Origin of the sequence: Staphylococcus epidermidis, assembly GCF_006742205.1 — a bacterium.
GTDB lineage: Bacteria > Bacillota > Bacilli > Staphylococcales > Staphylococcaceae > Staphylococcus > Staphylococcus epidermidis.
Genome location: NZ_AP019721.1, coordinates 700450 through 716916, shown reverse-complemented (window position 1 = coordinate 716916; position 16467 = coordinate 700450). Strand labels below are relative to the sequence as shown.

Annotated in this window: 26 protein-coding genes; 5 read left to right on the top strand and 21 right to left on the bottom strand. The window is 33.6% G+C overall.

The window, feature by feature from the left end; translation table 11 throughout:
* The 18 genes from rplR to rpsJ form a co-directional block, all read right to left on the bottom strand.
* The gene (gene rplR, locus FNL83_RS03435; protein WP_001829747.1) at nucleotides 1-363 is read right to left on the bottom strand and encodes a 50S ribosomal protein L18; all 363 of its coding nucleotides are present in this window, start codon (nucleotides 361-363) and stop codon (nucleotides 1-3) included.
* A gap of 31 nt (nucleotides 364-394) precedes the next feature.
* The gene (gene rplF / locus FNL83_RS03430) at nucleotides 395-931 is read right to left on the bottom strand and encodes a 50S ribosomal protein L6 (RefSeq protein WP_001829740.1); all 537 of its coding nucleotides are present in this window, start codon (nucleotides 929-931) and stop codon (nucleotides 395-397) included.
* 24 nt (nucleotides 932-955) lie between these two features.
* On the bottom strand, nucleotides 956-1354 hold the full coding sequence (gene rpsH, locus FNL83_RS03425) for a 30S ribosomal protein S8 (protein ID WP_001829768.1): 399 nt from the start codon (nucleotides 1352-1354) through the stop codon (nucleotides 956-958).
* A gap of 30 nt (nucleotides 1355-1384) precedes the next feature.
* On the bottom strand, nucleotides 1385-1570 hold the full coding sequence (locus tag FNL83_RS03420; RefSeq protein WP_001829713.1) for a type Z 30S ribosomal protein S14: 186 nt from the start codon (nucleotides 1568-1570) through the stop codon (nucleotides 1385-1387).
* A gap of 22 nt (nucleotides 1571-1592) precedes the next feature.
* Nucleotides 1593-2132: a 50S ribosomal protein L5 gene (rplE, locus tag FNL83_RS03415; protein ID WP_001829778.1), complete on the bottom strand. Its 540-nt coding sequence runs from the start codon at nucleotides 2130-2132 to the stop codon at nucleotides 1593-1595.
* Between the two features lie 25 nt (nucleotides 2133-2157).
* Nucleotides 2158-2475 (bottom strand): 50S ribosomal protein L24, encoded by a 318-nt coding sequence (gene rplX, locus FNL83_RS03410; protein WP_002485909.1) that lies wholly within the window; start codon nucleotides 2473-2475, stop codon nucleotides 2158-2160.
* 41 nt (nucleotides 2476-2516) lie between these two features.
* Complete coding sequence (gene rplN, locus FNL83_RS03405; RefSeq protein ID WP_001829742.1) at nucleotides 2517-2885, bottom strand: 50S ribosomal protein L14; 369 nt, start codon at nucleotides 2883-2885, stop codon at nucleotides 2517-2519.
* Between the two features lie 30 nt (nucleotides 2886-2915).
* The gene (gene rpsQ / locus FNL83_RS03400) at nucleotides 2916-3179 is read right to left on the bottom strand and encodes a 30S ribosomal protein S17 (RefSeq protein WP_001829723.1); all 264 of its coding nucleotides are present in this window, start codon (nucleotides 3177-3179) and stop codon (nucleotides 2916-2918) included.
* 24 nt (nucleotides 3180-3203) lie between these two features.
* Nucleotides 3204-3413 carry a 50S ribosomal protein L29 gene (gene rpmC, locus FNL83_RS03395; RefSeq protein WP_000644737.1) on the bottom strand — a complete coding sequence of 70 codons (210 nt, stop codon included), beginning with the start codon at nucleotides 3411-3413 and terminating at the stop codon, nucleotides 3204-3206.
* Nucleotides 3403-3837, bottom strand: coding sequence for a 50S ribosomal protein L16 (rplP, locus tag FNL83_RS03390; RefSeq protein WP_001829782.1), 435 nt, complete (start codon nucleotides 3835-3837; stop codon nucleotides 3403-3405). Before rplP ends, rpmC begins: the two co-directional genes overlap by 11 nt.
* 2 nt (nucleotides 3838-3839) lie before the next feature.
* Nucleotides 3840-4493 (bottom strand): 30S ribosomal protein S3, encoded by a 654-nt coding sequence (rpsC, locus tag FNL83_RS03385; protein ID WP_001829791.1) that lies wholly within the window; start codon nucleotides 4491-4493, stop codon nucleotides 3840-3842.
* 23 nt (nucleotides 4494-4516) lie between these two features.
* Nucleotides 4517-4870: a 50S ribosomal protein L22 gene (gene rplV, locus FNL83_RS03380; protein WP_001829734.1), complete on the bottom strand. Its 354-nt coding sequence runs from the start codon at nucleotides 4868-4870 to the stop codon at nucleotides 4517-4519.
* A 27-nt stretch (nucleotides 4871-4897) separates the two neighbouring features.
* On the bottom strand, nucleotides 4898-5176 hold the full coding sequence (gene rpsS, locus FNL83_RS03375; protein ID WP_001829710.1) for a 30S ribosomal protein S19: 279 nt from the start codon (nucleotides 5174-5176) through the stop codon (nucleotides 4898-4900).
* A 66-nt stretch (nucleotides 5177-5242) separates the two neighbouring features.
* Nucleotides 5243-6076, bottom strand: a complete 834-nt coding sequence (rplB, locus tag FNL83_RS03370; protein ID WP_001829788.1) for a 50S ribosomal protein L2 — start codon at nucleotides 6074-6076, stop codon at nucleotides 5243-5245.
* 28 nt (nucleotides 6077-6104) lie between these two features.
* Nucleotides 6105-6380, bottom strand: a complete 276-nt coding sequence (gene rplW / locus FNL83_RS03365; RefSeq protein WP_001829755.1) for a 50S ribosomal protein L23 — start codon at nucleotides 6378-6380, stop codon at nucleotides 6105-6107.
* Nucleotides 6380-7003, bottom strand: a complete 624-nt coding sequence (gene rplD / locus FNL83_RS03360; RefSeq protein ID WP_001829775.1) for a 50S ribosomal protein L4 — start codon at nucleotides 7001-7003, stop codon at nucleotides 6380-6382. Before rplD ends, rplW begins: the two co-directional genes overlap by 1 nt.
* A 28-nt stretch (nucleotides 7004-7031) precedes the next feature.
* The gene (rplC, locus tag FNL83_RS03355; protein ID WP_001829727.1) at nucleotides 7032-7694 is read right to left on the bottom strand and encodes a 50S ribosomal protein L3; all 663 of its coding nucleotides are present in this window, start codon (nucleotides 7692-7694) and stop codon (nucleotides 7032-7034) included.
* A gap of 27 nt (nucleotides 7695-7721) precedes the next feature.
* Entirely contained in the window at nucleotides 7722-8030 is a 309-nt protein-coding gene (gene rpsJ, locus FNL83_RS03350) for a 30S ribosomal protein S10 (RefSeq protein WP_001118667.1), read from the bottom strand.
* Nucleotides 8031-8385: 355 nt separating this feature from the next.
* Here rpsJ and FNL83_RS03345 point away from each other — a divergent pair, with 355 nt between their 5' ends.
* Nucleotides 8386-8784, top strand: coding sequence for a hypothetical protein (locus FNL83_RS03345; protein WP_001829776.1), 399 nt, complete (start codon nucleotides 8386-8388; stop codon nucleotides 8782-8784).
* A gap of 56 nt (nucleotides 8785-8840) precedes the next feature.
* Here the strand turns inward: FNL83_RS03345 and FNL83_RS03340 are convergent, their stop codons facing one another.
* Entirely contained in the window at nucleotides 8841-10175 is a 1335-nt protein-coding gene (locus tag FNL83_RS03340; protein WP_001829757.1) for an NCS2 family permease, read from the bottom strand.
* A gap of 112 nt (nucleotides 10176-10287) precedes the next feature.
* Complete coding sequence (locus FNL83_RS03335; protein ID WP_002489667.1) at nucleotides 10288-12423, bottom strand: DNA topoisomerase III; 2136 nt, start codon at nucleotides 12421-12423, stop codon at nucleotides 10288-10290.
* 290 nt (nucleotides 12424-12713) lie between these two features.
* Between FNL83_RS03335 and FNL83_RS03330 the strand changes: the two genes are divergently transcribed.
* A complete protein-coding gene (locus tag FNL83_RS03330; RefSeq protein ID WP_001829716.1) occupies nucleotides 12714-13577 on the top strand; it encodes a GRP family sugar transporter in 864 nt (287 codons plus the stop codon).
* A 27-nt stretch (nucleotides 13578-13604) separates the two neighbouring features.
* Nucleotides 13605-14396, top strand: a complete 792-nt coding sequence (locus FNL83_RS03325) for a glucose 1-dehydrogenase (protein WP_049387545.1) — start codon at nucleotides 13605-13607, stop codon at nucleotides 14394-14396.
* A 194-nt stretch (nucleotides 14397-14590) separates the two neighbouring features.
* On the opposite strand, the gene FNL83_RS03320 is transcribed toward FNL83_RS03325, so the two are convergent.
* Entirely contained in the window at nucleotides 14591-15499 is a 909-nt protein-coding gene (locus FNL83_RS03320) for an AEC family transporter (RefSeq protein ID WP_001829745.1), read from the bottom strand.
* 141 nt (nucleotides 15500-15640) lie between these two features.
* Here FNL83_RS03320 and FNL83_RS03315 point away from each other — a divergent pair, with 141 nt between their 5' ends.
* Together FNL83_RS03315 and mspA are read left to right on the top strand one after the other, a co-directional pair.
* A complete protein-coding gene (locus FNL83_RS03315; RefSeq protein WP_002438541.1) occupies nucleotides 15641-15811 on the top strand; it encodes an SE1832 family protein in 171 nt (56 codons plus the stop codon).
* 291 nt (nucleotides 15812-16102) lie between these two features.
* Nucleotides 16103-16420: a membrane stabilizing protein MspA gene (gene mspA / locus FNL83_RS03310; protein ID WP_002438539.1), complete on the top strand. Its 318-nt coding sequence runs from the start codon at nucleotides 16103-16105 to the stop codon at nucleotides 16418-16420.
* Nucleotides 16421-16467 lie beyond the last annotated feature (47 nt).

Here is a 16467-nt window from a genome sequence, read left to right as displayed (position 1 = left end):
TTAAAATTCTAATCCATTTTCTCTTGCAGCATCAGCTAAAGCTTTAACACGTCCGTGGTATAAATATCCACCGCGATCGAAGACGATTTCTTTAATACCTTTATCGTTAGCTTTTTTAGCAATTTCTTGACCAACAGTAGTTGCTAAGTCAACTTTTGAAGCTGATGTGTTTGCAATATCTTTATCTTGTGATGATGCTTGAGCAAGTGTTACGCCTTTAACGTCATCAATAATTTGTGCATAGATGTGTTTGTTTGAACGATACACATTTAAACGTGGCTTTTCAGCTGTACCTGATAATTTAGTACGAACACGAGCATGTCTTTTCAAACGTACTTTGTTTTTATCAATTTTACTGATCATTTCAATACTCCTTTCTTTAGAGTGTTATCTATTATTTACCAGTTTTACCTTCTTTACGGCGTACATATTCACCTTGGTAGCGAATACCTTTACCTTTATAAGGTTCTGGAGGTCTTACAGAACGAATGTTAGAAGCAATCGCACCAACTTGTTCTTTAGAAACACCAGATACTTTAACAGTTGTATTTTTCTCAACAGCGAAAGTAATGCCTTCTTCTGCTTTAATTTCAACTGGGTGAGAGTATCCAACATTAAGTACTAAATCTTTACCTTGCATTTGTGCACGGTAACCTACACCAACAAGCTCAAGTGTTTTTTCGTAACCTTGAGAAACACCTAGTACCATATTATTTAATAAAGCACGAGTTGTACCATGATCTGTTCTGTCTTCTTTAGAATCAGATGGTCTTACAACTTCAACAGTGTTTTCTTCTTGTTTAAATGTCATTCTTTCATTTAAAGTTCTTTCTAATTCACCTTTTGGACCTTTTACAGTGACATGACTTCCGTCAAAAGTTACTGTTACGTCACTAGGAATGTCAATAATTTTCTTACCAACACGACTCATGTTATGGCACCTCCTTATTATTTATTACCAAACGTATGCGATAATTTCTCCACCAACATTACGTTTTCTTGCTTCTTTATCAGTGATAACACCTTCAGAAGTTGAAACTAATGCAATACCTAAGCCATTTAATACTTTTGGCACTTCATTTGCTTTAGCGTAAACACGTAAACCTGGTTTAGAAATACGTTTTAAACCTGTGATAACACGTTCATTGTTTTGACCATATTTCAAGAATAAACGAATAACACCTTGTTTATCGTCTTCTACATATTCAACATTTTTAATGAAACCTTCACTCTTTAAGATTTCAGCAATTTCTTTTTTAATATTAGACGCAGGTAATTCTAATTTCTCGTGGCGAACCATGTTAGCGTTTCTTACACGAGTAAGCATATCTGCGATTGGATCTGTCATTGTCATTGATTGTTGCCTCCTTTCAGACTCTTATTATTACCAGCTAGCTTTACGTACGCCAGGAATCTGACCTTTGTAAGCTAATTCACGGAAACAAATACGGCATAATTTAAATTTACGATACACAGAATGTGGACGACCACAGCGTTCACAACGAGTATATTCACGTACAGCGAATTTTTGTTTTTTTTGTTGCTTAGCAACCATTGAAGTTTTAGCCACTTTATTAGCCTCCTTTTAGAGATTATTTACGAAATGGCATACCGAAGTTTGTTAACAATTCACGAGCTTCCTCGTCAGTGTTAGCAGTTGTTACGATAACAATATCCATTCCTCTAACTTTTGTTACTTTATCGTAGTCAATTTCTGGGAAAATTAATTGTTCTTTAACACCAAGTGTGTAATTTCCACGACCATCAAAAGCTGTTTTAGAAACACCTTGGAAGTCACGTACACGTGGTAATGAAACTGCAATGAGTTTGTCTAAGAATTCATACATTCTTTCTCCGCGAAGAGTGACTTTCGCACCGATTGGCATACCTTCACGTAAACGGAATGTTGCAACTGATTTTTTAGCTTTTGTTACTAATGGTTTTTGACCAGTAATTAATTCTAACTCTTCAACAGCATTGTCTAAAACTTTAGAATTTTGAACTGCGTCACCTACACCCATATTCACAACGATTTTCTCAATTTTTGGTACTTCCATCACTGAACTATAATTGAATTTTTTCACTAAGTTTTCAGTAACTTCTGTATTAAATTTTTCTTTTAAACGGTTCAAAGTGGATCCTCCTTTCAACTAGTTATTAATTATTAGCTTTAATTTCTTCGCCTGATTTTTTAGCGATACGAACTTTTTTACCATCAACTGTTTTATATCCTACACGTGTAGGTTCATTTGTTTTAGGATCTAATAATTGTACGTTAGAAACATGGATTGCTGCCTCTGTTTCTAAAATTCCACCTTCAGGGTTTAATTGAGTTGGTTTTTGGTGTTTTTTTATAACGTTAACACCTTCCACAACGACACGGTCTTTTTTTGGTTCAGTAGCTAGTACTTTACCTTCTTTACCTTTGTCTTTACCTGCGATAACTTTTACGTTGTCACCTTTTTTGATATGCATGTGGGCACCTCCTTAAATTATGTGAATTTATTTGATTGGTATTATAGTACTTCTGGAGCTAGTGATACAATTTTCATGAAGTTTCCTTCACGTAATTCACGAGCAACAGGACCAAAGATACGAGTACCACGTGGGCCTTTGTCATCACGGATGATAACACATGCATTTTCGTCAAATTTAATATATGAACCGTCTTCACGACGAACACCTGATTTTGTACGAACTACAACAGCTTTTACAACGTCACCTTTTTTGACAACGCCACCTGGTGTTGCATTTTTAACAGTACATACAATAATATCACCAATGTTCGCTGTTTTGCGACCAGATCCACCTAATACTTTAATTGTAAGAACTTCACGAGCACCAGAATTGTCTGCTACTTTTAAGCGTGTTTCTTGTTGGATCATTCGTTAAACCTCCCTTATCTCTAATCTTGATTAAATAATTACTGACTCTTCAACAATTTCTACTAAACGAAAACGTTTTGTTGCTGATAAAGGACGAGTTTCTTGAATTTTAACAATGTCTCCTAATTTAGCTGAATTGTTTTCATCATGAGTTTTATATTTTTTAGAGTATTTTACTCGTTTGCCGTATAATTTGTGCGTTTTGTAAGTTTCCACTAGAACAGTGACTGTTTTGTCCATTTTATCTGAAACAACTCTACCTACATAAACTTTACGATCGTTTCTTTCGCTCACTTTCGTAACCTCCTCTTTCAATTATTATTGATTAGCCTTGCTTTGTTCAATTTCTCTTTCACGAGCAACAGTTTTTAGACGTGCAATCGTTTTTCTTACTGTGCGAATACGTGCCGTTTCTTCTAATTGACCTGTAGCTAACTGAAAGCGTAGGTTAAAAAGCTCTTCTTTTGAAGATTTGATTTGTTCTTCGATTTCTGAAGTGGTTAAGTCTCTAATTTCCTTAGCTTTCATTTGTTTCACCACCCAATTCTTCACGTTTTACAAACTTAGATTTTACTGGAAGTTTGTGACTTGCTAAACGTAATGCTTCACGAGCAACTTCTTCAGGTACACCAGCTACTTCGAATAAAATTCTACCAGGTTTAACAACTGCTATCCAGCCTTCAACCGCACCTTTACCAGCACCCATACGTACTTCTAAAGGTTTTTTAGTATATGGTGTATGAGGGAAGATTTTAATCCAAACTTTCCCGCCACGTTTCATGTAACGTGTCATTGCAATACGAGCTGATTCGATTTGACGAGATGTGATCCAAGATGTAGTTGTAGCTTGTAATCCATACTCACCAAATGTTACGTAGTTACCGCCTTTAGAACGACCAGTTGTTTTTGGACGATGCTGACGACGATATTTTACACGTTTTGGTAGTAACATTTTTATTTTCCTCCTTCACTAGTGTTCTTAGTAGGAAGAACTTCTCCACGATATATCCATACTTTAACGCCTAATTTACCATATGTTGTATCGGCTTCAGCGTGTGCATAATCAATGTCAGCACGTAATGTATGAAGTGGAACAGTTCCTTCTGAGTATTGTTCAGCACGAGCGATGTCAGCTCCGCCTAAACGACCTGATACTTGAGTTTTGATACCTTTAGCACCATTTTTCATAGCTCTTGTAATAGCTTGTTTTTGTACACGACGGAATGAAGCACGATTTTCTAATTGACGTGCAATATTTTCTGCAACTAAACGTGCATCAATATCAATTTTCTTAATTTCAATTACGTTGATGTGTACTTTTTTATCAGTTAAGGTATTTAATTTGTTACGAAGTTTTTCAATTTCTGAACCGCCTTTACCAATAACCATTCCTGGCTTACCAGTATGGATAGCAATATTGATGCGATTTGCTGCACGTTCAATATCTACGTGAGAAACTGACGCTTCTTTTAATTCATTATCAATAAATTTACGGATTTTTAAGTCTTCATGTAAAAGTGAAGCAAAGTCTTTTTCAGCATACCATTTTGCTTCCCAATCACGGATAACACCGACACGAAGTCCGATTGGATTAATTTTTTGACCCACAGTATTCCCTCCTTAGAAAGTTATTAAGCTTCTTTAGCTTCTTCTTTACCGTCACTTACGACGATTGTAATGTGGCTTGTACGTTTATTAATTGCACTTGCACGTCCTTGTGCACGTGGGCGGAAACGTTTTAAAGTTGGTCCTTCATTAGCATATGCTTCTTTTACAACTAATTCATCTGTATTCATATCATAGTTGTGCTCAGCATTTGCCAAAGCGGACATTAATACTTTTTCGATTACTGGTGATGAAGCTTTATTAGTTAATTTTAAAATAGCAATAGCTTCTCCAGCATTTTTACCTCTGATTAAATCAAGAACAAGTCTTACTTTACGAGGTGCGATTCTTATTGTTCTAGCAACCGCTTTTGCTTCCATCAGGATTTCCTCCTCTACTTATTAAAATTATCTTCTTGTTTTCTTGTCGTCTGCTGCATGTCCTTTAAAAGTACGTGTAGGAGCAAATTCACCTAATTTGTGACCTACCATATCTTCAGTGACATATACAGGTACATGTTTACGTCCATCGTATACTGCAAAAGTATGGCCAATGAAATTTGGGAAAATTGTAGAACGACGAGACCATGTTTTAATCACTTGTTTCTTTTCACTTCCGTCTTGAGCTTCTACTTTTTTCATTAAGTGATCATCGACGAAAGGTCCTTTTTTAATACTACGAGCCATTTGGGCGCCTCCCTTCTTATTGTGTGCGTGCAGCTTTACGCCGCACACCCAAATAAGTTTTTAATATTATTTTTTCTTACGTCCACGAACGATAAGTTTGTCAGAAGATTTTTTACCACGACGAGTTTTCTTACCAAGCGTAGGTTTACCCCATGGTGACATTGGAGATGGTCTACCGATTGGAGCACGACCTTCACCACCACCGTGTGGGTGATCATTAGGGTTCATTACAGAACCACGTACAGTTGGGCGAACGCCTTTCCATCTAGAGCGTCCTGCTTTACCAACATTTACTAATTCATGTTGTAAGTTGCCAACTTGACCAATTGTTGCACGACATGTAGATAAAATCATACGTACTTCACCAGATCTTAATCTGATTAATACATATTTACCTTCTTTACCTAATACTTGAGAGCTAGCACCAGCAGAACGAGCAAGTTGTCCACCTTTACCAGGTTTTAACTCGATGTTATGAATTACTGTCCCAACTGGAATATTTTGTAATGGTAAAGCATTACCAACTTTGATATCTGCCTCAGCACCACTTTCGACAGTTTGACCTACTTGTAATCCTTTAGGTGCGATGATATATCTTTTTTCACCATCAGCATAAACTAGCAATGCAATGTTTGCTGAACGGTTTGGATCATATTGAATTGAATCAACTTTAGCAATGATTCCATCTTTGTTACGTTTAAAATCGATAACACGGTATTGACGTTTGTGTCCACCACCATGATGGCGAACAGTCAATTTACCTTGGTTATTGCGTCCCGCTCTTTTCGGTAGCGGTTGTAATAATGACTTTTCAGGTGTTGTTTTTGTGATTTCAGCGAAATCTAAAGTAGTCATATTACGACGACCATTTGTAATTGGCTTATATTTTTTAAGAGCCATTGTCGCTTACCTCCTTATTGGTAATTTTTTAGTTAAATAAATCGATTGAACCCTCTTTTAGTTTAACAATCGCTTTTCTTCTTTTGTTTGTATAGCCTTGGTAACGGCCCATACGTTTTTTCTTAGGTTTGTAGTTGATAATATTTACACTATCAACTTTAACGTCGAAGATTTCTTCAACAGCAATTTTAACTTGTGTTTTATTTGCACGAGTATCTACATCGAAAGTGTATTTATCTTCTGCCATAGCTTCAGAAGATTTTTCAGTGATTACGGGGCGCTTAAGAACATCTCTTGCTTCCATTATGCGAGCACCTCCTCAACTTTTTTCGCAGCTGCTTCTGTAATGATTACACTGTCAGCGCTTGTTAGATCAAGTACATTTAATCCTTGAGCAGTTGTAACTTGAACACCAGGAATGTTACGTGCTGATAATTCAACATTTACATCTTCGTTTTCTGTTACAACTAATACTTTCTTAGGTTGTTCAAGAGTAGTTAATACATTTTTGAATTCTTTTGTTTTTGGTGCTTCAAAACCAAAAGTATCTACAATTGTAAAGCTATTTTCTTGAACTTTAAAAGATAATGCAGAACGTAATGCTAAACGACGCATTTTCTTTGGCATTTTATATGCATAGCTTCTTGGTGTTGGTCCGAATACTACACCACCACCACGCCATTGTGGAGCACGGATTGTACCTTGACGTGCACGACCTGTACCTTTTTGTCTCCATGGTTTACGTCCACCACCACGTACTGCTGAACGATTCTTAACAGCGTGAGTACCTTGGCGTAATGACGCACGTTGTAAGTTAATAGCTTCAAAAAGAACGCTATTATTAGGTTCGATAGCAAATACTGCATCGTTTAATTCAACTGAACCTGATTTTGATCCGTCTACTTTTAAAACATCATAATTAGCCATTATGCAATTTCCTCCTTTCGCTTCTTAATTATTTATTACCTTTTTTTATTGAAGTTGTGATTTCTACTAAACCTTTTTTAGGTCCAGGTACATTGCCTTTTACTAAAATCACACTATTTTCAGTGTCAACTTGAACGACTTCTAAGTTTTGAACAGTAACAGTGTTTCCACCCATACGTCCTGGCATTTTTTGTCCTTTAAACACTTTTGAAGCGTCTGATGCCATACCTACAGAGCCTGGCGCTCTATGGAAATGAGAACCGTGAGCCATTGGTCCACGACCTTGTCCATGACGTTTAATAGCACCTTGGAAACCTTTACCTTTTGAAACGCCTGTAACATCAATGATGTCACCAGTTTCGAATGTATCAACTGAGACTTCTTGACCTACTTCGTATTCGTCAACGTTAACGTTGCGGAATTCACGAATGAAGCGCTTAGGTGCTGTGTCAGCTTTTTTAGCATGACCTTCAGCTGGTTTATTAGCATATTTATTAGATTTAGAACCTTTCTTATATGCTTGTTTATCTTCAAAACCTACTTGGATAGCATTATAACCATCAACTTCTTCAGTTTTCTTTTGTAATACAACGTTTTGACTAGCTTCTACAACTGTTACAGGGATTAATTCACCATTTTCACCGAAAACTTGTGTCATCCCAATTTTTCTTCCTAAGATTCCTTTGGTCATCGAAAGTCCACCTCCTATATTGTTCTATTATAATTTAATTTCGATGTCTACACCTGATGGTAAGTTTAAGCCCATTAGAGCATCTACCGTTTTAGGTGTTGGATTAACAATGTCGATTAAACGTTTATGAGTACGTTGTTCGAATTGTTCACGAGAATCTTTGTACTTATGCACAGCACGAATAATTGTATAAACTGATTTTTCTGTTGGTAATGGAATTGGTCCAGAAACATCTGCACCAGAACGTTTTGCAGTTTCAACAATTTTTTCTGCTGATTGATCAATCACACGATGATCATAAGCTTTTAATCTGATTCTGATTTTTTGTTTTGCCATAATTTTCCCTCCTTATTCGTCTACATTTAAGTGATAGACTTCTCCACGAAAACTATCTCACACAACGCCATGGCAAAGCGGCCGGGTGTGTCAGTAACCTTTCGCTTCATCGCTTTTCATAAAGTCCAACATTAAATATAATACATGAAAAACATTGATAATTCAAGGTTTTCCAGTAATCTTATATATAACTGTCTAACACATACTTGATAATTGTACTTTAAATGATGATGTTGTTCAACCATTTTAGAGAAATTTTTTTACTTTTTATTTTCTAATGTTAAACATTCTAAATCAAATCAATATTATTATTCACAATTATTATATATAATAGTAGTTGAATGGGAGTGATAAAATGAAAAATGGAGTGAAAATATCTTTGGCAATCATAGGAGTCTTTCTTATTGTCTGTGAATTTTTCTATGGTATTCCATTTCTAGGTGGCAGTGTAATTCTAAGTTTTGGATGGCAACCATTGTTGTTTAACGCTCTTCTATATCTTGTGCTCATCATTATATTATTAGTGGATTCACAGAACTCAATTAAACCTATGTTTGTCATTCCTTTCTTAGGATTAATAGGATCCTTCGTTGCGTTCTTACCAGTTATAGGTATGGTAATTCATTGGATTTTATTCTTCTTAATGATTTTCTTCGTATTTATTGTCTTAGCTGCACCCACTTATATCCCTAATAAAAATGCAAGGGTCGTTTATACTCAATATAAAAAACGAATTAAAGGAGATAATGATTAAAATTCATACTATTATACAAAAAGGAGCTGAAACTTCAACGTTTCAACTCCTTTTTATTATTTATGAACGAATATAAAATATAATATAAACAAAGCCATTAAAAAGTACATAATTGGATGAACTTCTTTATACTTTTTAGTGATAATCATTGTTATTGGATAAAAAATAAATCCACATGCAATACCAGTGGCAATAGAATAAGACAATGGCATCATAATGATTGTAATAAAAGCTGGTACTGCAACTTCAAATTGCTTCCAATTTATATCAGCAAAATTAGCCGCCATCAATACACCTACTACGACTAAAGCAGGTGTAGTTACTGCACTTGTTACAACTTCTATTAACGGACTAAAGAATAATGCTAATAAGAAACAAATACCCGTGACTATACTTGCAAATCCTGTTCTAGCCCCTACAGCTACGCCAGAAGTAGACTCAATATATGATGTTGTGGTAGTTGTACCAAACACAGAACCTACAATAGTTGCTAAAGAGTCAGAGAATAACGCTCTTCCAGCTCTCGGTAATTTGTTATCTTTCATCAATCCTGCTTGCGTGGCAACAGCTACTAACGTACCAGCTGTATCAAAGAAATCAATGAACAAGAATGTTAAAATAACAATTAGGAATTGAATAGTAAACAGTTGACCAGGATCTTTAAATGATTCAAATGCCGCACCAAAGGTTGGCTTGATACTTGGAACTTCTCCAATTATTCCTGATGGTGGATGAATTTGACCAGTTAGCATACCCGCTACGGCAGTTACAATCATTCCTATAAAAATTGAACCAGGAATTTTCATAGCATATAAAATGACCGTAACAATGATTCCGAAAATCGCTAAAAGTACTGGTGCTTCAGTCAAATGTCCTAATTTTACTAAAGTTGAATCACTTTTAATTATTATCCCTGAACTTTGTAACCCCACAAATGTGATAAATAAACCAATCCCTGCCGAAACAGCTAGCTTCATTTGATGAGGGATAGCATTGATAATAACTTCTCTTAAACCAGTAACAGTAAGTAATGCAAAAAATATACCAGAGAATAGAACACCTGTTAATCCTACTTGCCAAGGAATTCCCATAGTTAATACTACTGTAAAAGCAAAAAATGCATTTAACCCCATACCAGGTGCTAAAGCAATTGGATATTTAGCAATTAATCCCATAAATAATGATCCAACAAACGCTGCTAAAGCTGTCGCTACAAAGATGGCACCTTGATCCATCTTCATATCACTTGTTGCACCTTTTACACCAGCTAAACTTAAAATTTGCGGGTTTACAGCTAGAATATATGCCATTGATAGAAAGGTCGTAATTCCACCTAAAATTTCATTTTTATAACTTGTCCCATGCTTATCGAACTGGAAGTACTTTTTCACAATGAATGCTCCTTTATTTGAAATACTTTAATAGTTTAATATCAAATTTCTTAAAAAACAATACCAAAAACGAACTTTTTAGTTGAAAGTCACAAAGAAGTTCGATATTTATCTACAATTTGAGATTTTTCAGAGCATCTTTGAATGGATTATTGTCGATTTCTTCTTTTTTATTTATATATTTTTTCATTTCTTTACGTGAAACTTTACCATTCGTTTTATCTCTCATTCTTTTGTCCATTTGTGATTGAGTTTCTGTGTGGCCACATACACATCTATAAACAGCTTCTTTCCCTTTACCGAATAAAGTCATTTTTTTCTTACAATAAGGGCAACGTGCATTAGTCTTGCGTTGAATATTTTTCTTAGTTTTACATTTGGGATCTTGACATACAAGCATCTGTCCATTTTTAGTTTTGACTTTTATCATAAACTTACCACATGTTGGGCACTCGGTTGTTGTTAAATTATCATGTTTATATTTTTGCTCACTGCTTTTAATTTTATTTACTACTTTAAATGTAAAGTTTTTCATTTCCTGTATGAATTTCTGAGAATTATATTTCCCCTTTTCGATAAGCATTAATTTTTCTTCCCATTGGGCTGTTAGTATAGGTGAGGTTAATTCACTTGGAGACAATTCTAAAATTTGTTTTCCTTTTGATGTAACTTTAATTTTGCCATCTCGCGACTCTAAAGCATTCATGTTAAATAACTTTTCTATAATATCAGCCCTAGTTGCTACAGTTCCAATCCCCCCCGAATGTTTGAGTGTTTTTGCATACTTTTTATCATTCAAATCAATATGATTTTGTGGATTCTCCATGGCTTTAAGTAATGAACCTTCGTTAAAATATTCCGGTGCCTTTGTTTCATGTTCATGAATCTCAATACGATGTACTTTAAATAACTGACCTTCTTTAAAAGAATGCGTTAAAGTATGCGAAGAGGTTTGATCTTTTAAAGCTTTATATCCTAATTGTTTAGGTATTATCTCTTTTAAAACAAAATTGTAATCTTTCATTTGTGCATGGATTGTTAAAACTTCATATAAATAAGGATTCATTAAATTTTCTAAAAATCTTTCTGCGATTAGCATATAAATTTTAAACTCTCGTTGACTCAATTGTTCAATAGATGGTCTAACCTCTGTGGGAATAATCGCATGATGATCTGAAACTTTTTGATTATTAAAAATATGCATTTTAGAAGAAAAGGACTCAGAAATTAAATCTCGAACATGAGATTTATAATCTGTAGCTAAAATTGCTCTTAACCGTTCTTGAATTGTATCGACCATATCATCTGTTAAATAATTAGAATCTGTACGGGGATAGGTTACTAACTTATGTCTCTCATATAAATGTTGTAATGTATTTAGTGTCTCCTTTGGCCCCATCTTGTAATGTTTATATGCCTCTTGTTGTAAATCTGTTAAATTAAATAAAGGTTGCGCGTAAGATTTCTTATTTTTTCCTTTAACTTCTAATATCTTTCCTTCTTGATGTTTAATTTTATGTTCAATCAATTCTAATTCTTTTTTATCTTTATATCGCTTTTGTTGCTTAAGGTTTAAATCGTAACCATCAACATTAATGGATAACGTGTAATATTTTTCTGGTTTAAAATAGTTAATCTCATCTTGTCTTGATTTAACTATTTGTATTGTTGGAGTTTGTACACGACCTAATGATAATTGTGCATCATATTTTGTCGTTAGTGCACGTGTTGCATTAATCCCTACTATCCAATCTGCTTCACTTCGTGCAAGTGCTGCTTCATATAAATTTTGATACGCGTTTCCATTTTTTAACTGTTTAAATCCTTCTTGTATGGCTTTTTTTGTAACCGAACTAATCCACAAACGCTTGATTGGTTTTTTATTACCTACTTTATCTAAAATAAGACGAGCTACTAGTTCACCTTCTCGTCCAGCATCTGTTGCTATAATAATTTCTTTAACATTTTTATCTAAAATTAAAGATTTTACAATTTTAAATTGTCTATTTGTTTTACTAATCACTACTGTTTTCATTTTCTTAGGAATGATAGGTAAGTCTTCTAAATTCCATTCTTTATATGAAGGGTTATATTGTTCAGGCGTTGCATTTGTCACAAGATGCCCCAATGCCCAAGTTACTATATACTGTTTCCCTTCTATATAACCATTACTTTTTTGTTGAAGATTCAAAGCATTAGCGATATCTCTTCCGACAGATGGTTTTTCAGCTAAGATTAAAGATTTCATTTTAATTTTCCTTTCACATTTATAAAATACGTCATGTTATAGAATTACATACATTGTAACATGTATCTTTTTGTAAATTACTATATATAAAATTAATTAAGATAGTTATATATACATATCTTGTTCAATCATATAGTTCAAAAACACATTATCACTTAATACGAATATTTACTTACTAAAAATTTCAACACTTTTAAGGTGTTGTTTTTTACTTCTTTTTTTAATTACTATAGAATGATTTCGAGTGTAATTGGGACACTTAATTTTGTTCTTAGGAGAGTGAGTAATAAGTGCAAATTGTAGATTTTTTGATAGCACTTTTACCAGCCCTATTTTGGGGTAGTGTAGTCATTATAAATGTTTTTGTAGGTGGTGGACCATATAATCAGATTCGAGGTACAACTTTAGGTACACTTTTTATCGGATTTTCTCTACTTGCTACTGGACACGCAGCGTTTGATAACCTTACAGTAATTATTGTCGGTTTAGTATCAGGAGCTCTATGGGCTTTTGGTCAAGGTAATCAATTAAAATCAGTGCATTTAATAGGTGTATCTAAAACGATGCCTATTTCAACGGGTATGCAACTTGTCGGTACCACTCTATTTAGCGCTATTTTCTTAGGTGAATGGAGCACGATTGTTCAAGTAGTGATGGGACTTATAGCAATGATCTTATTGGTTGTAGGTATTTCTTTAACATCACTTAAAGCCAAAAGCGAAGGCAAATCCGATAACCCAGAATTTAAAAAAGCAATGGGAATATTACTTCTATCAACAATCGGTTACGTAGGTTATGTCGTTCTTGGAGATATTTTTGGAGTAAGTGGTACAGATGCTCTCTTCTTCCAATCAATTGGTATGGCAATTGGAGGATTAATCCTTTCAATGAATCATAATACTTCAATTAAATCTACTGCTCTAAATCTTATACCAGGTGTTATCTGGGGTATCGGTAACTTATTTATGTTCTATTCACAACCTAAAGTTGGTGTAGCAACTAGTTTCTCATTATCACAACTGCTTGTTATTGTTTCAACTTTAGGGGGTATCTTTATTCTAGGGGAGAAAAAAGATCGTCGCCAAATGATTGGTATTTGGTCAGGTATTATCGTTATAGTTATAGCTTCAATCATTTTAGGCAACTTAAAATAGAATTTTAAACTTTAGGGAGGTAACATAGTGTTTGAAGAATTAGAAAATAAAGTGGTTCTTATTACTGGAGCTGCCACTGGAATTGGCAAATCTATTGCGGAAAATTTTGGTAAAGCTAAGGCCAAGGTTGTTATAAATTACCGTTCTGATCGACATCATGATGAAATTGAGGAAATTAAACAAACTGTTGCTAAATTTGGTGGTCAAACATTGGTGGTTCGAGGTGATGTTTCAATTGAAGAAGATATTAAACGAATGATTGAAACAACAATTAATCACTTTGGAACTTTAGACATTATAATTAATAATGCTGGATTCGAAAATTCAATCCCAACTCATGAAATGTCGATTGACGACTGGCAAAAAGTTATTGACATAAACTTAACTGGCGCCTTTGTGGGTTCAAGAGAAGCCATCAATCAATTTTTAAAGGAAAACAAGAAAGGTACTATTATTAACATTTCGAGTGTTCATGACACTATTCCATGGCCTAATTATGTACACTATGCCGCAAGTAAAGGTGGCTTAAAATTAATGATGGAAACAATGTCAATGGAATATGCCCAATACGGTATTCGTATTAATAATATATCTCCTGGGGCAATTGTTACTGAACACACTGAAGAAAAATTTTCTGACCCAACGACGCGTGAAGAAACAATAAAAATGATACCTGCACGTGAAATTGGAAATGCTCAAGATGTAGCTAATGCAGTACTATTCCTATCTTCAGATCTTGCAAGTTATATACACGGTACAACATTGTACGTTGATGGTGGCATGATGAACTATCCAGCATTTATGGGTGGTAAAGGTTAAGTAGCATTTTTCAATTTTAACTAGAAATAAAATGTCATAAATTAGTAATGAATAGTAGTCTTAAAAAGTATCAGTCATCGACTGAATATAAGTGACAAACTATAATAAAAAAGCTATGAAGATATCTACAATGATACATTTCTTCATAGCTTTTTTAGTTATATAAATAAGTATATTGATTATGCAATCAATTTTTATACAAATACAGCTTGATAAATATACAAAATGATAATGCTAATAATAATGGTTAAATTAGTTACCATTCCAACAAATGGTAATGTCTTATATTTGAATTGAATCGAATATGGTATGATTGCTACTCCTACTGGTAATAACCACGTTATAAGCAAGGTTGTTTTAATCATATCATCAGATACAGGTAATAAAAAGTGAACTAGTGTTCCAGCTAACATACCTAACCCGTAATGTAAACAAAGATATTTAATTGTTACAGGGAGGTATTCTCTCTCAATACTAAAATTAAGCATTACACCTAATAATATCATGGATAAAGGCATATTCGCCTTTGATAATACACTAAAGAAATCAATAGCTGGTTGCCATATATGAATATGAGACATGTTCAATCCAAACATAATCATATAGGTTACTAATGGGACTGATTGAACTAATTTTTTTCCTAAAAATTTGAAGTTAAATTGGTCACTACCTTCGCTAAAATAACTTCCTACAAAATAAGTAATACCAAACATGATAATGGCCCCACCAATATCAACCATTCCGAAATATATCATACCTTTAGATGGCCATATCGCTTCAACCAACGGATAAGCAAACAAACCAATATTCATAGATCCAGTCATCATACCAACAGAACCACGCATATGGTTATCATATTTTCTAAAGAACCAAATTACAATAATTTTAGCTACTATACCGTAAATAATCATCATTATAGGTAATATTGAAAAAGATACATCTAATTTTGCACTATTTAAGTTAACTATAACGAGTGAAGGTAATGTAACATTTAACACTAAAGTTGAAAGTACTTGACTATCAGTTGCTTTCAAGTAATTCATACGTTTAAGAAAATAACCAAGTGCTATTAATAATATAATTATGACAAATTGTTCAGTCACATTGATTCCTTCTTTCTAGTTTATACAAATGAGTACTTTGATATCGTGTCCCACTTATTTAGAAGTATCGTATTTCGTGATATAATCTTTATTAAATGTAAAAATTACTACTATTAACCCTTTGAAGAGGAGAATGATACGATGGACTTGAATTCAAAGTTATCAGAACTTAAATATGATTATACACGATTACAAAACGATTTAGAAAAACGTGAGTCGCTTCATCAAGATATTGACCCTCTATTTAAACAACTTGAAAATATTGAACAAGAAATCTCCTATATACGTTCAAAATTAAATCAACAATCTTAAAATTTAGCACGTTGATTGTTTAACCCATAAGTATAAATTTAAACTACAAAATTTATTAAAATTTTTTGCCAATTGTAGATGACATTAGAATCTAAAAATCAATGTTTTAAACATTGTTACCATATTGACAATCAATAACTGATTTAATAAACACGTATATCTAGAATTTTTAAATTTTGGTTTGCAAAGCAACTTATGAAGCTACGACAACCAATTAATCTCTACTCGTATTCTAGTCATATGATTTTTATCGTGCTAATATATTATTCGTAATAGAAAGGGTGGCTCTTTATGAAACTTTATCTTATTTTATTGCCTGTTTTATACTTAATTGTTTCGTACATTAGTATTTTTAAAATGCATTCTGTCATAACTCGAATCTTGAGAATTGTTATGGGCATATTGTTACTATTTGTAGTTGCTTTGACAACGTTACAATTCCCTAAAGAAAATTGGTGGGTATTTGTCGTTTTATTGCTTTTAGTTGGTAATGTTGAAGTGACTGGTTTTAAAGAATTAAAAGATGATAAAAAAGGTGTTAGTATCTTGAATATCTTATCACTTTTATTATTTGTTATATTTATTATTTTAATTTTTATACTATATTAAAAAATAAAAACGACTTAGGTAAGTATAATCATCTTACCTAAGTCGTT